A 13,841-nucleotide genomic window follows, 5' to 3' on the forward strand; every position below is an offset into this window, starting at 1 on the left:
TATTTTGGTATTTTGATTCTAGTAGTGAAGCTATGACAATCTTTTGATAGATGTTATATATTCTTATGTTATGGGAAGATTCAGAAACATTCAAGATATACAAACAGAGAAAAGTGTTTTTTTCATAGAAAGATTCTTTTTAATTGATTGTTAGGACAATAGTTGTCCAATTGAAAACACCTGGGACCGCTATTATTAGTTCCAACAAAACCATCTATAAAGAGAGTACGTGCCACAAAAAGTGTGCGAAAAGAGTTAAAAGAAAAGAACTGTCCGTTTTCCACAACAGTTCCATGCTTAGTAAGGGGCCGGGTTCCTGCTCGCGATAACCGGCATTCTTCCGGCCAAGTCCAAACATCATGTTTAACGCCCGTTAAGCCAGCAGGAACCCTCCTCAATAATATTCAATTTTTCTATGGATTCGCCACCATTTCCACATGGTATGTCAAATCTTGCTTTGCTTCTGTACTTATATGGGAGTTTTTATCGTTTTTATTTAGTTGTGAAAAGAATTTGTTCAGGAACTTATCCGTTTGTTTTTTGGATTCTTTGTTGGCATGATGGACAGCCTGCTTTATCGTGTTTGATAACTGTTTGGCCAGTGGACCTGTCAAATCACCACTTGCATTATACGCTTTCACTTTCTCCTGCAGGACAGGTAAAAGGGCTGGCATAGAAACATCAGGAATCGGCACATTCGACCAGTCAATATCAGAGCCAAGATAGAAGCTGGTGTATGCAGGCTGGTTATAGGCTGTATTCTGCCAGGCTATCCCGGTCCGATACTGGGTATCGTGCATTAAAGTGTAAAGTTTCCGATCAGTGACCTCGGTACTGAGATAGATTCTGATAGCTGAATTATCGGCAGTTCTAAGCAGCAATTCCTCCCTCCAGTCACCGAAGATATCTGCGACAAGGCTTGGATTACCTTTGGTACCGTTATTTGTTCTTGTTCCTTCGGCGGTTAATACTCGGCCATCCTGCCAATCGTTTATGACAGGGGTATTATTCCCAGAACCGTCGATGATTTGCGTAGTCATATCGGCTGCCCACTTTATATTCATATTTGTTCCGGGACGGGCGTTACTGATTTTTTCGCCGTCTGCTGTAAATAAACCCGTAGCCCATGTTTCCAGGCCATCATGGTCGGGATCAATGTCTCCTACCATACCGCGGCCAGTATCTCTTCCAGTATAATCTCCATAAATGACTTCTCCTGTAGCTGCATCGCGAAGAGCATAGCCATATGGTGCCCAAGCGCCGCCTTCATGGACCATGAAAATTTCCTGACCAGGTCTGTTTGGATCGATATCGGTAACATGCATGGCATCCCCGTGTCCCAGACCGGCTGTTGTTCCAGGAGCAGCACTTTCTTCTGGCATAACATCAGCAGAACTATAAAGCAGGGAACCGTCATGGTCAAGTGTGGAGGAACCGTAAACGATCTCATGTTTTCCGTCGCCGTCCACATCGGCTGAGGCCAAAGAGTGGGCGCCTTGGGTCGTCAACGATGCATATTCCTCATTGTCCCCTGGTGTTCCATGAGGTCCGTCATTGAAAGGATTATCCATCGGTGTCCAACCGCTGTCCGCTTTCCAATACTCCTTTAGATTTTCGCCGTCCCAGCTGTATGTCGAAATCACAGCTCTTGTATAATACCCGCGAGAGAAGACTGCATAAGGATTTTTACCGTCAAGGTATGCAACACCGGCAAGAAAACGATCAACACGATTGCCAGGTTCGATACGCGACATGGCATAATCCCCCCACATTAAACCATCATCATGACGAGCCGGGTCAAAGGGAATTGTGTCCAATTCTTCTCCAGTTTCGCCGTTAAAGATGGATAGATATTCGGGACCTTCTAAAATAAATCCTTCAAAATTGCGCAAGTCGTTTCGGCTGCTTCTACTTGGAGCGTATTCATCGATAAAATAGTCAGCGAGGCTTTGGGCATCCTCTCTCGACAATGGATAGTCATAGCGGGGTTCGATACCGAAACTTTCTTCTAATGTAGATGGCCAGTCACCATTAACAACCTCTTCATGCTCATGCCAATTCATAAACATTTCGACAAGGTGGTTATAATAATCCTTACTGCTCATACGGTAGTCATCTTCATTACTGTATCCAGCCTTGATGTCCTGTTTAGGCATGGTGATGTACTCTTCTGTAACGACATTTCCTTTCTCATCATACTTAATTGTTTTCGTGCCCGGTGCTGTTTTGAACATTATTTCTGCTTTGCCGTCACCATCAAAATCATAGACTTGAAATTGAGTGTAATGCGCTCCTGCCCGTATATTGACACCTAAATCGATTCGATGCAAAAGGGTGCCATCAAGTTCGTAAGTATCAATATACGTATTTCCTGTATAACCGACCTGTGAGACGTCTTTGGAATTCGTAGGCTCCCATTGGACGATATATTCATATTCACCGTCGCCATCCACATCCCCGACACTCATATCATTGGCTGTGTAAGAATAGGACTCTCCGGCTGGTGTGACGCCATCTTCCGGTTTTTGCAAGGGAATATCATAATGGTCGTCCTTCCAGGCACTCACGGTATAACTTTGGTCAACTTCCTTACCGTCTTTCACTACACCGACATGATATGTAGAATTGGCAGTTCCAAACGTATCCAAATAATTTGTGCTGTCTGATACAGTCGCGATTTTTTCACCATCTCTGTAGACATGAAAGTCGACCCCGGTCATACCCGTTTCTGAATAACCAGTTACTTCACTGGCAAGCAGCCGCCAGCTTAGAAAGTTCCCATCAGAGGTAGGGGCGGCAATCAATCCTCTGTCCAAGTATTCAAGTTGAATGTCGTGTTGACTACCCTGTTCTTTGCCTTTAGCATAAGCCGTCGTTCCCATACCTGAAAAAACCAAAGACAAAGCTAAAAATGCGATTGTACCTTTTTTAGCGATCGAGGGTTTTATCAAAAAGATCACCATCCTTTTACAATTTTTTATGAAAAAAACAGAGAAGCTGATTCTACTGCTTTTTCAACAATTGGCATATAAAATTACAACGGAGAATGTTTCTTGTGTTCTTATTCAAAAAAGAATGTTGTTCCTGATGAAGGAAAAAAGAAGAGTGATGTCTTGATGAGGCTGAATTACTACAATAACAACGTTGTTATTGTAATCGTTTTCATAATATAAGGATTTTTGACAACTGTCAATTATATTCGGGAAAAGGGTTAAAATGCACTAATTATTCCAGTTATCTTCTTGTCGAATTACTAATTATATAGTATTAGGCTGGGTGTCGTAAAAAGGGTGATGGACCTATATAAAAAAAGAAGAGTTTATAATTTAATCGGAAAGCGCTATCATGTCATAATAATATTGACTAATGAAATTCTATAAATCTGAAGTAGTTAGAAGGGATGGTAGAGAGAATGAAAGTAGATTCCCATCAGCATTATTGGACTGCGGAGAAAAGTAAAGAACCGGTAAAAGGAAGCAGGAGTATAGAATATCTGCCCAAACAATTAAAACCATTGTTAGAGTCAGCAGGGATTGAAAAGACGATTGCTGTACAAGCTTCTCCTTCCGAGCAGGACAACGAGTTCCTCCTCAATCTGACTGAAAAAGAAGATACGATTGCAGGGGTTGTCGGCTGGCTTGATATGGCAGCGGAAAATTTTGCGGAACGACTGGAGTATTTTCGTCAGCATCCCAAATTTGTAGGGGTTCGTCCGATGATTCAGGACCTGCCCTCAGAATGGATTGTGGGGGAAAAGGTTATCCGTAATATGAAGCTTTTAGCAGATAAACAATTTCCCTTGGATCTGCAGGCAAATCCTCGGCACCTGAAATTCGTAATCCAACTGTTGCAGGAAGTTCCGCATTTACGCGCAGTGATTGACCACCTCGCAAAGCCGCCGATAAAAGAAGGATTGCTGGAACCATGGGCAGCTGAAATGAAAATAATCGCCTCATATCCTAATATGAGGTGCAAACTTTCCGGCATGGTACCGGAAGTTACTGACGCCCCATGGTCTGCTCCAGAAATCCAGCCGTTTGCAGATGTTGTGATCGAAGTGTTTGGAAAAGAGCGTGTGATGTTCGGAAGTGATTGGCCGGTCTGTCTGCGTTCTGCGACTCATCAGGAAGTTATCGATCTAGTGGAAGAATTGATTGCGGACAGGCTCACTTCCGTAGAAAAAACCGCACTATATAGCGGAAATGCCATCCACTTTTATAAACTGAATGTAAAACTATAACCGAATGACTTGTACAATCGTCGCTAACAGAGTTCCGGCACTGCTGAATATAAAGGCAAATAAAAGGTTCCAGTAAGAGATGCGATATGGGTTTCTGGCCAGCAGACTGCCGGTTAACGATACAGAAATATTAAAGGGGCCGGCCATTACAGTCGACAACCCAGAGGTAATTAACACAAGTGCGATGCTAATCGGATTGATGGTCCCAAGAAAAGGGGTAAGCACCCCGCCGAGAATGCTGATCGTCACGAGTGGATGGAATCCAACCATAGCAAGCCCCAGGAAAAGGATCTGGATAAAAACAAACAAAAGAAAAGGACTCGAAGTCAGGACTTCAAACGGATAGTGGATATACTCGATTAAGAAGGAATCGTTTATGACGCTAAGGAAGAATCCTACCGACAAGAACAATGCCATAAAATTACTCAGTGAAATGGTGTTTGCTTTCCAGCGAGGTACGCTGTATAGCAGGAAAGATTTGATTCTTCTGATCGATAATGCCCATAAAAAGGAATACGGGACAATGACGATCGTTACGATTTCCAGAAATCCCAAATCTGCAAAGTGATTGACGGTGACTATGACAGAGATGAACAAAATCAGGTAGACAATCAGCGCAACAATTTTGGAGACCACTCGTTTTGTGAGTGGGGATTGATTTGTTTCGGCTGCTGTGTCTAACTCGAAAGTTTGATAATTCCTGGCAAAAAGGAGATTTATCCCAAACATGACACCCACGAACAATAGGAGCAATGGCAATATCGATATGTAACTGGTACTTGTGATGTCGACACTTAACACGATTAAAAGTTCAATAGGACTGCAAGAAAGACTGAACGCATACCCTCTTAATAAAGATTGGCTGATAAATTTATCTTTCAAGTCTTTCGATTTGTCTCGAAGATTCTTGGCGGCTACCGATTGCACCAGAGGCAAGGTGGCGATGTTCAAAAAAGACCCCAACAAGAAACTGACGACAGAGGTTCTGGTGTACAACTGGCCGAGGTTGGCAGCTTTTTCTTTAAGGAGCTTGTTTACATTGCGATCATATCTGCCGACAATCACTGCGCTGCTGATAAACGGAAGCACGAACATGACAGATAAGAGTGTCACAGTGGAGGTGGTGAACTCCGGCAGTTTCAGGATACTCTTCCCTTGGCCGATGTATAAGAACAAGCCGGTCAAACTGAAAAAGATCCCCATTACTTTATAGATTTTCTGTGCTTTCGGAAAAGAATAACAGAGGGCGATAACAGCTAATATTCCGCTGAAATAAGTTAGTTCTCTGGAATCCAGGAACAAGCTCGTGTAATAACTAATAATAAGCATGGAATACAATATAATCCTTGTCATAAGAACTCCTCCTGGATCATTGAAAAGCAATGTAACTATTATTCGGGAATAGAGTACCGGGGATAAGAACATGAGGCTCTTTCCATAATCTCCGGTGCTGGTTGAAATTCGACTGTATCTGTTTCACCTTTTTCTATCAGAACAATCACAGTGTCAACGATCGCTTTTGCAAGCGTATCGATAGGAATCCCGACACTGGTCAACGGCACTTCCAGATTGGCCATTTGTGGAATATGATCATAGCTTATGACAGAAAGATCTTTTGGAATAGATAAATTTTTCTCGCGGACAGCCCTGACGACACCGCTGCTGATTTCATAACTGCTACCAATCAATGCAGTGGGCCGTTCCGGGAAGTCAAGCAGCTGTACAGCAGCACTGTATCCATCATACCAATGGAGGCCGTTTGTATGGATAAGTTGATCAGGGGTGACTTTTAATCCAGCTTTCTCCATTGCTGCTCTGAATCCCTCGCGTTTTTGCATTTGCCTGTTGTCATGAGTGAAATCTCCAATTAAAGCAATCTGTCTATGTCCCATTTTGTTCAAGTAGTTAACAGCAAGCTCCATGGATTCTTTATAGCCGGGAGTTATGACTGGATAAGATTCAGTCGATGTGCCGTAGGAAACCACCGGAAGATGAGTGCCTCCAATTTCCTGTGAAGATGCATCGTCTTCCTCAAACACGATAAGCCCGTCTACTTGAAACCGTTGGAACATTTCCAACGCAGACTTAACATCATTGATTGATAGTAAGATAGAGTACGTAGTATGGGAGATTTTTTCATTGATCTTTGACACCAGCATGGATAAAGCAACACGGTCGATCGATGGCCAGACAAGACCGATTGTTTTTGTCTGTTTGGAAACAAGGCGCTGGGCGGCGAAATTTGGCCTGTAACCTAATTCTTTTGCTAGTTTTACTATTTTATTTTTAGTGTCCGGCTTAACAAGCGGGCTGTCGTTCAGTGCTTTGGAAACGGTAGAATAACTTACACCCGCTGCTGCGGCAATATCTTTAATTGTTACATTCATCTCAATCACCACTGATTTTTCTTTTAAATGTATCATAAAATAGGACGACTGTCCCGGCCATGGACAAACGTCCAATTCTGTGAAAATAGTACGAGATATATAATTGCTTTGCTTAGAGTTATAGTATAGTATATTAAATAACAACGTTGTTATTTTTGCAACTAATTGAAAGCGCTGTCTTGCCGAAGGGGAATTTGTTTAAAGGGAGAGACGTATTATGCTGAAGACGAGAAATGTTATGCAAATCAATCAAAAAGATAACGTATTGGTTGTACTGAAAGACTTCCAAAAAGGGGAGGTGCTCTCCCACGAAGAGGTAGAGTTCACTTTGGAAGCGGATATACCATCAGGGCACAAGGTCGCTTTGCGGACAATCGAAGATGGAGAAGACGTAGTCAAATACGGACATCCGATCGGAAAAGCGAGAAGAAAGATTAATGTCGGCGAATGGGTTCATACGCATAATGTCAGGACGAAACTGGAAGGAACAATGACTTACGATTATAAGCCCAAGAAAGAAGCGCTGCCTGTTGAAGATCGACAAAGAACCTTCCAAGGATACGTCAGGAAAAATGGGGAAGTTGGAATCCGTAACGAAATATGGGTAATCAATACAGTGGGATGCATAAACAAAGTTGCTGAGCAGATTGTGAAGTTAGCAGAAAAAACATATGCTGGTGCTGAAATTGACGGTATCCACCATTATCCACACCCATTCGGTTGTTCACAGCTTGGCGACGATCTGGCCAATACCCAGAAGGTTCTCCGCAATCTCGCTAACCACCCGAATGCCGGAGGAGTGCTTGTATTGGGGCTCGGTTGTGAAAATAACCATATCAAGTCTTTTAAACAAGTATTGGGTGATTACGATGACGACAGAATCAAATTCCTGGCCTCACAGGAGGTGAGCGATGAACTGGAAGCCGGTGTGGATCTGATTGGTGATTTGATTGATTACGCAACTACTTTTACACGACAGCCTGTTCCGGTGTCTAAATTGAAGGTCGGTTTGAAATGCGGCGGATCTGACGGTTTATCTGGAATAACGGCGAATCCACTCGTCGGTTCTTTTTCTGACAAAGTCATTGCGAGTGGAGGAACGACTATTCTGACAGAGGTACCTGAAATGTTCGGGGCAGAACAACTATTGATGGAGCGTGCCAAGGATGTTCAAGTTTTTACAAAAATTGAACAGCTTATCAATGATTTCAAAAACTATTTTATCAAGCACGATCAAGTAGTGTATGAAAATCCTTCTCCCGGAAACAAAGACGGCGGCATATCCACGCTCGAAGAAAAATCACTCGGCTGTGTGCAGAAAGGCGGATTTGCAGAAGTGGTCGATGTCCTTCCATATGGCGGTGTGGTAACAGAACAAGGGCTGAATTTACTACAGGGACCAGGAAACGATTTAGTCTCCGTAACATCATTAGCAGCTTCCGGTGCCCATATCGTCTTGTTCACTACAGGCAGGGGAACACCGTTTGGCGGACCGGTTCCGACCGTGAAAATATCCACGAATACAGCGTTATACGAGAAAAAGAAAAACTGGATTGACTTCAATGCAGGGGAACTGGTTACTGGAAAGGACAAACAGGTACTGACAGATGAACTTTTTGATTACGTATTGAAACTGGCGTCTGGTGAAATAGAAACAAAGAATGAAGAATTCGGCTTTAAAGAAATCGCTATTTTCAAGGACGGAGTCATTCTTTAATCAGAAAGGAGGGAGGATGTCATGAAAACATTAAACAAGCAACTTTTTTCGCAAACCGAAACTTCTCCCGATAAGGTCGTCTATTATGATCAGGGAGCTTACCCTGAACGAGTCGTCCAATTTGGTGAGGGAAACTTTTTACGTGGATTTGTTGACTGGATGATCCATGAAATGAATAAGCGGGGCATCTTTCAGGGCCGGGTAGTTGCGATTCAGCCGACCCCCCATGGAAAGGTAGTTCCGAAGTTAAATGAACAGGACGGACTTTATACTTTGATCCAACAAGGAATTGACCAAGGAGAACAAGTGGAAAAATATGAGCTGATTTCTTCGATAAGCAGGGGAATCAATCCATATGAAAACTGGGAACAGGTCCTCGAACTGGCGACAGCGCAGGATGTGGAATTTGTATTTTCCAATACAACAGAAGCTGGATTGGTTTATGAAAAGGAAGAATACGAGCGTGATGTTTCTCCTGTTTCTTTTCCAGGAAAACTGGCAGCATTTTTATACGAACGTTTTCAGCATTTCGCCGGCGACTTGAAAAAGGGCCTGACAATCATCCCTTGTGAGCTTGTTGAGGATAACGGTGACTTATTGAAAGAGCTCGTCCTTAGAAAAGCCGATGACTGGAAGCTCCCGGAAGAATTCAAGGAGTGGGTCGATGAAGCCAATCGATTCTGCAATACATTGGTCGATCGGATCGTCCCAGGCTATCCAGCGGATAAGAGTAAAGATTACGAGCAAATCTTGGGATATGAAGATAAACTGCTTGTTGTGGGGGAATTATATCATTTGTTTGTCATCGATCCGGGAACTGACAAGAAGGAACTGCTTCCATTTAAAGAGGCTGGTCTAAATGTAGAGTGGGCTGATCCAGCAACTTACAGGAAACTGAAAGTCAGTCTCTTGAATGCACCGCATACCATGATCTTCTCCACAGGCTATTTGGCCGGTGTCGACACGGTTCGTGAATTGATGGAAGACGAACAGCTGAGCCAATTCGTGCGGAAGGCGATTTATGAGGAAATAAATCCACTGCTATCATTTCCTGAGTCAGAAAAAAACGAATTTGCAGAAACAGTCATGGATCGCTTTCGCAACCCTTTTATTGCCCATAAACTGACAGATATCGGATTGAATGGAATTTCGAAATTTAAATCCCGTGTACTGCCATTTATGCTTGATTGGCAGGAAAAAGGAAACGGGGCACCGATGTTCATGACTTTTTCCCTTGCATCGCTCCTTTCCTATTTTCAGCCAGTCCACGTAGAAAACGGTACAGGGGCTGGTGAGCGTATGGGGAAACATTATCCAATCAGAGACAGAGAACAGACAATGGAACGGCTTGAAGAGGCTTGGAAACATCATGACGGAACTGCTGAAGCGAGCGAACAGTTAGTCGCAGACATATTATCGGATAAAGAAATTTGGGGAAGAAATCTTGCTGATTTAAACGGTATAAAGAAAAGAACCTCGATTCATCTTCATTCCATCCTAAGAAATGGCATGAGGGAAGCATTGCAAACCGTATTGCAGGAGGAAAAAAGTAAGCTGTAAGTTGTTTGTTTTTTCCGAATGGGGGAACATATAAGTAAACGAACAAGGAAAGGTTGAGAAGCAATGGCAGAACATGTGGAAGCGTATTACAAAAGCGAAAATGATGCAGAGTCTGCGCGTGCTAAACTGAATACTTTGAACACCAATCAAATACTAATCGAAGAGATACCGGACGGAACAGATACAAAGCTGCTCGTACCTTTTATGGGTTCAGGAGATATGGCAGCGAGCACCACGACAGGCGTCCCACCGGTCGCACCCACTCAAATGGATAACAAGAAAAAAGAAGCAGACCCCAAGTCCTTGACCCATCTGATTCATTTCGAAGTAGAAGAAGAAGACTATGAGAAAGCGCTGAATGTCCTGCGGGAAACTGGAAGCTATATCGACGAGTCTACCTTCAACTAACACTCAATTCATACAGGCAGAACCCCCCCTCTGAGGCAAGAGGGGGGTTCTGCCTGTTCCGTTGACCAGGAAGGATGTTTGACTAGGAAACAGCTAAAGACTATAATCAACATAATAAAACGCTTTCAAAGCGGATGTTCAAATTTATTCATTACATAATTGATTTCCTGAAAAGGTATAGGAATGCACCCTTGGAGGGGTTAACTTGAAGAAGATGAAAATGTTTTATTCGAATCTTCGTATCAAATATAAAATGTTTTTGTTGATTTCACTGATCCTATTGCTATTCAGTATCGGCGGCCTGTCTATCTTGCAATACGCTTTTCATGTATATAATGAAGAAATTCATCAACAGTCAGCCCAATCCCTCAGAGTCTCTTCCACATCCATTGAAAATGAGTTGGAAAAAATGGAAAGGCTATCCTATCAAGTTTCTACAGATCAGTACATCCAGTCCTACTTATACAGCATGAAAAAAAGCGAAAATGACTACGAATCTTATATCATCAGTGATGAATTAAGAAGTAGATTACTAGAAATAGGGGCATTGAACAAATATGTCGACTCTCTTCAACTTTATGATGTGCATGATAAAGACTATGGCGCAGGGAATCGGGTCATTACAATAGAAGATAAACGTCTGGCGATGTTAAAGCAGCAAACAAATGAGGCCCAAGGCGGGGTGGAATGGTTTTTCCCCGGTGAGACAGATGATTCGTTTATAGCGGCAAGGGAGATAAGATCTTACCTGAATCTTACCTTTGAAAGGTTGGGAATGATTGCGGTCCGGTTCAACATGGACGAAATTATATCTTCCTTTTCCAGCAGTCTGAACGACAAAGGTGCGAAATTACTTGTCTTCAATTCCGACAAGGAAATCATTTATCCACAAGAGACAACAGCAGTTGATCAGTATATGGTCGACAATATTGAAGGTCGGGACGGCTATAATCTGCTTGATTATAAAGGGGACAGCTTTTTCGCTACATTTACCCCGGCTGCTTACTCCAATTGGACTTATATGATTGTTTCTCCGTACAGCAACTTATTTGAGGCTGTCTCTTCTGTAAGAAAAGCCGTGCTCACAACCTATGCGTTATTGTTTATCCTTTTGATGATTGCTGGTATGCAATTTATTGGCGGAGTGACAGGTCCGATTGAAAGTCTCAACAGGAAAATGAAGCGAGTTCAAACAGGCGAAATCAACCAATATTATAGTGAAGAGAATGACTTGAGACTTTCCAACGATGAAGCAGGTCATATGCACGAAAACTTCCATAAAATGATGAATCAGATCAATTATCTGATAGAAGAAAACTACAAAAAACAGATTGTGATCAAGGATTCAGAATATAAAACGCTCCAGGCCCAAATCAATCCTCACTTCCTGTATAATACGCTGGAATCCATCAACTGGGCTGCAAAAATGGGTGGTAACAAAGAAATTTCCAAGATGGCTGAGTCGCTCGGTTATATCCTCCGGTCCTCGCTTGATACGAACAATTCCTTAATCACCCTTAAAGAAGAGCTGAAGATTATTAATCATTACATTACAATCCAATCATACAGATTTGAAGAGAGGCTGGCGTTTCGTGAAACTGTCCCTGACAGCCTTTTGTTATGCAGGGTGCCGAGATTCAGTCTCCAGCCTTTGGTAGAGAACGCTATCCGTTATGGACTACAACAAATGGTCGGTACTTGCACAATTACAATCGAAGCCAAAACGGTTGGTCAGTATGTTGTTATTTCCGTCGAAGATAATGGTCCCGGCATGGAAGGGGAATTAGTAGAAAAGATTGCCAGCGGACATTATGAATCACAAGGAACAGGCATCGGACTGAAGAACATTGATGAACGCCTGAAGATATTATTTGGCCCGCCGTATGGAGTAGAGGTACAAAGCGAGAAAAATAGAGGTACGAAGGTGGATATAGTTATTCCGAATGAGGGAGGTACGGATTATGTACAAAGTGCTGCTGGTAGATGACGAACGAATGATTTTAGAAGGAATCTCCTCCATAGTAGATTGGGAGTCACAAGGCACCGCTTTGTCGGGAAAAGCCAGAAATGGCATTGAAGCACTGGATTTCATCAAAGAAAATCAGCCCGATATAGTTATCAGTGACATAACCATGCCCGGGCTGGACGGTATGGAGCTGATCGAGAAAAGCAGTGAGGAATTTCCGGAGATTAAATGGATTTTTTTGTCTGGCTACAACGAGTTCGAATACGCTCAAAAGGCAATGCGTTACGGAGTGAAACACTACTTATTGAAACCTTGCAATGAAGAAGTCATAACCGAAGCGCTGAAAGAGCTCGTAGATGACCTTGACAGTCAACAGGAAGAAAGTCTTTATTTGAAAGATATTGAGACAAGGGCAAGCATGGCGGTCGATGGGGAAAAGGAAATGTTGTTCAAAGAAGTGCTGACAAACAGCACTCTTCCAGAGGAGAAACGGGAATACTTCTTTGAAAGAATCTCAGGTGATTCTTTTGCTAATAGCTCCTTGCGGTTGTTGTTGTTCCGTCTGGAAAATAAGGAACAAATGGCGAATCTAGAATTAGCAAAAGATCTGACGGCCGACAGACTAGGCAGTAAAACCGTGTTGGCGTCGACTATTTTAGGTGCAGACTTGATTATTCTAGTAAGTGTAAAAGATATTACATACCATGACTTGATTGCTTTGATAAATACGGTCCAAGATACGTTTGGAGAACGCTATCAATCTATGTTGACTGCTGTTATTAGTGGAAAGGTGGACGTGAAGCAGCTGCACTTCCATTTTTTGAATATGACAGACAGCCTGGTGGCCCGCTTCTATAAGGGAAAGGGAAGTGTCATTTCAGCAGGGGAGCTTGCTTATCTGGGAAGTAATGACAGTGAGCTGTATGAATATGATATGGAGCGCATTATTCTTCAATTGAGAGCAGGCCATCAATCGGAAGCGCGGCAGGAACTGAAGAAAACCATCGAGAAAATCAGAAAGCTTCAATTAAAACCTGCACTTGCCAAGTCTTATTTGATTCAGTTATATATAATGATTGCCAAAGTGAATTCCCCTTCGATTGGAGAAGAGCATGTCAAAGAAATTCGCAAACTGGAAGGATTGGAGACTTTATCTTCTTTTCATACGGTTTTAGAAGAAGCTTTAGTCAAAGGCAATTCTTTGGAAGCAGCTGCACAACAATTAAAATACTCAGCGGTTGTTGCCAGGATGATCGACGTCATTCATGAAAACTTAGAAAATCCCGATTTGTCTCTGCAATGGGTCGCAAAAGAGGCTTTATACATGAATACCGATTATCTCGGTAAATTGTTTAAAAAAGAAGTTGGTACAAAGTTCTCCAGTTATGTCACAAATAGAAGAATCGATAAAGCAGTCGAAATAATTGAGCAGGAAGTTGATGTCAAAGTTTTCGAACTTGCTGAGAGGCTCGGTTTCGGCAACAACCCGCAGTATTTCAGCCAGATTTTTAAAAAGAGAACAGGATGTACCCCGACCGATTTGATTAAGGCGAATTAAACCAT

Annotated in this window: 9 protein-coding genes; 6 read left to right on the forward strand and 3 right to left on the reverse strand. The window is 42.6% G+C overall.

Annotated features, from left to right (window positions below):
- Nucleotides 1-413: 413 nt before the first annotated feature.
- A complete protein-coding gene (locus tag CZ434_RS19010; protein WP_077624562.1) occupies nt 414-2,963 on the reverse strand; it encodes a rhamnogalacturonan lyase in 2,550 nt (849 codons plus the stop codon).
- A 449-nt stretch (nt 2,964-3,412) separates the two neighbouring features.
- Between CZ434_RS19010 and CZ434_RS19015 the strand changes: the two genes are divergently transcribed.
- Nucleotides 3,413-4,240 carry an amidohydrolase family protein gene (locus CZ434_RS19015; protein WP_179107318.1) on the forward strand — a complete coding sequence of 276 codons (828 nt, stop codon included), beginning with the start codon at nt 3,413-3,415 and terminating at the stop codon, nt 4,238-4,240.
- Here the strand turns inward: CZ434_RS19015 and CZ434_RS19020 are convergent.
- Together CZ434_RS19020 and CZ434_RS19025 are read right to left on the reverse strand one after the other, a co-directional pair.
- Nucleotides 4,235-5,593, reverse strand: coding sequence for a hypothetical protein (locus tag CZ434_RS19020; protein WP_077624564.1), 1,359 nt, complete (start codon nt 5,591-5,593; stop codon nt 4,235-4,237). The genes CZ434_RS19015 and CZ434_RS19020 overlap by 6 nt on opposite strands.
- Nucleotides 5,594-5,631: 38 nt before the next feature.
- Nucleotides 5,632-6,627: a LacI family DNA-binding transcriptional regulator gene (locus CZ434_RS19025; RefSeq protein ID WP_077624565.1), complete on the reverse strand. Its 996-nt coding sequence runs from the start codon at nt 6,625-6,627 to the stop codon at nt 5,632-5,634.
- A 217-nt stretch (nt 6,628-6,844) separates the two neighbouring features.
- On the opposite strand from CZ434_RS19025, the gene CZ434_RS19030 reads away from it, so the two are divergent.
- The 5 genes from CZ434_RS19030 to CZ434_RS19050 all read left to right on the forward strand — a co-directional run bounded on the left by CZ434_RS19030 (nt 6,845) and on the right by CZ434_RS19050 (nt 13,836).
- Nucleotides 6,845-8,344 carry a UxaA family hydrolase gene (locus CZ434_RS19030; RefSeq protein ID WP_077624566.1) on the forward strand — a complete coding sequence of 500 codons (1,500 nt, stop codon included), beginning with the start codon at nt 6,845-6,847 and terminating at the stop codon, nt 8,342-8,344.
- Between the two features lie 21 nt (nt 8,345-8,365).
- Nucleotides 8,366-9,904 (forward strand): tagaturonate reductase, encoded by a 1,539-nt coding sequence (locus CZ434_RS19035; protein ID WP_077624567.1) that lies wholly within the window; start codon nt 8,366-8,368, stop codon nt 9,902-9,904.
- A gap of 63 nt (nt 9,905-9,967) precedes the next feature.
- The gene (locus CZ434_RS19040; RefSeq protein ID WP_077624568.1) at nt 9,968-10,312 is read left to right on the forward strand and encodes a hypothetical protein; all 345 of its coding nucleotides are present in this window, start codon (nt 9,968-9,970) and stop codon (nt 10,310-10,312) included.
- Between the two features lie 214 nt (nt 10,313-10,526).
- Nucleotides 10,527-12,299, forward strand: a complete 1,773-nt coding sequence (locus CZ434_RS19045; protein ID WP_077625264.1) for a cache domain-containing sensor histidine kinase — start codon at nt 10,527-10,529, stop codon at nt 12,297-12,299.
- Entirely contained in the window at nt 12,274-13,836 is a 1,563-nt protein-coding gene (locus CZ434_RS19050; RefSeq protein WP_179107319.1) for a response regulator transcription factor, read from the forward strand. Before CZ434_RS19045 ends, CZ434_RS19050 begins: the two co-directional genes overlap by 26 nt.
- The last annotated feature ends 5 nt before the right edge of the window (nt 13,837-13,841 follow it).

Origin of the sequence: Sediminibacillus massiliensis (assembly GCF_900156915.1) — a bacterium.
GTDB classification, from domain to species: Bacteria; Bacillota; Bacilli; order Bacillales; family Amphibacillaceae; genus Sediminibacillus_A; species Sediminibacillus_A massiliensis.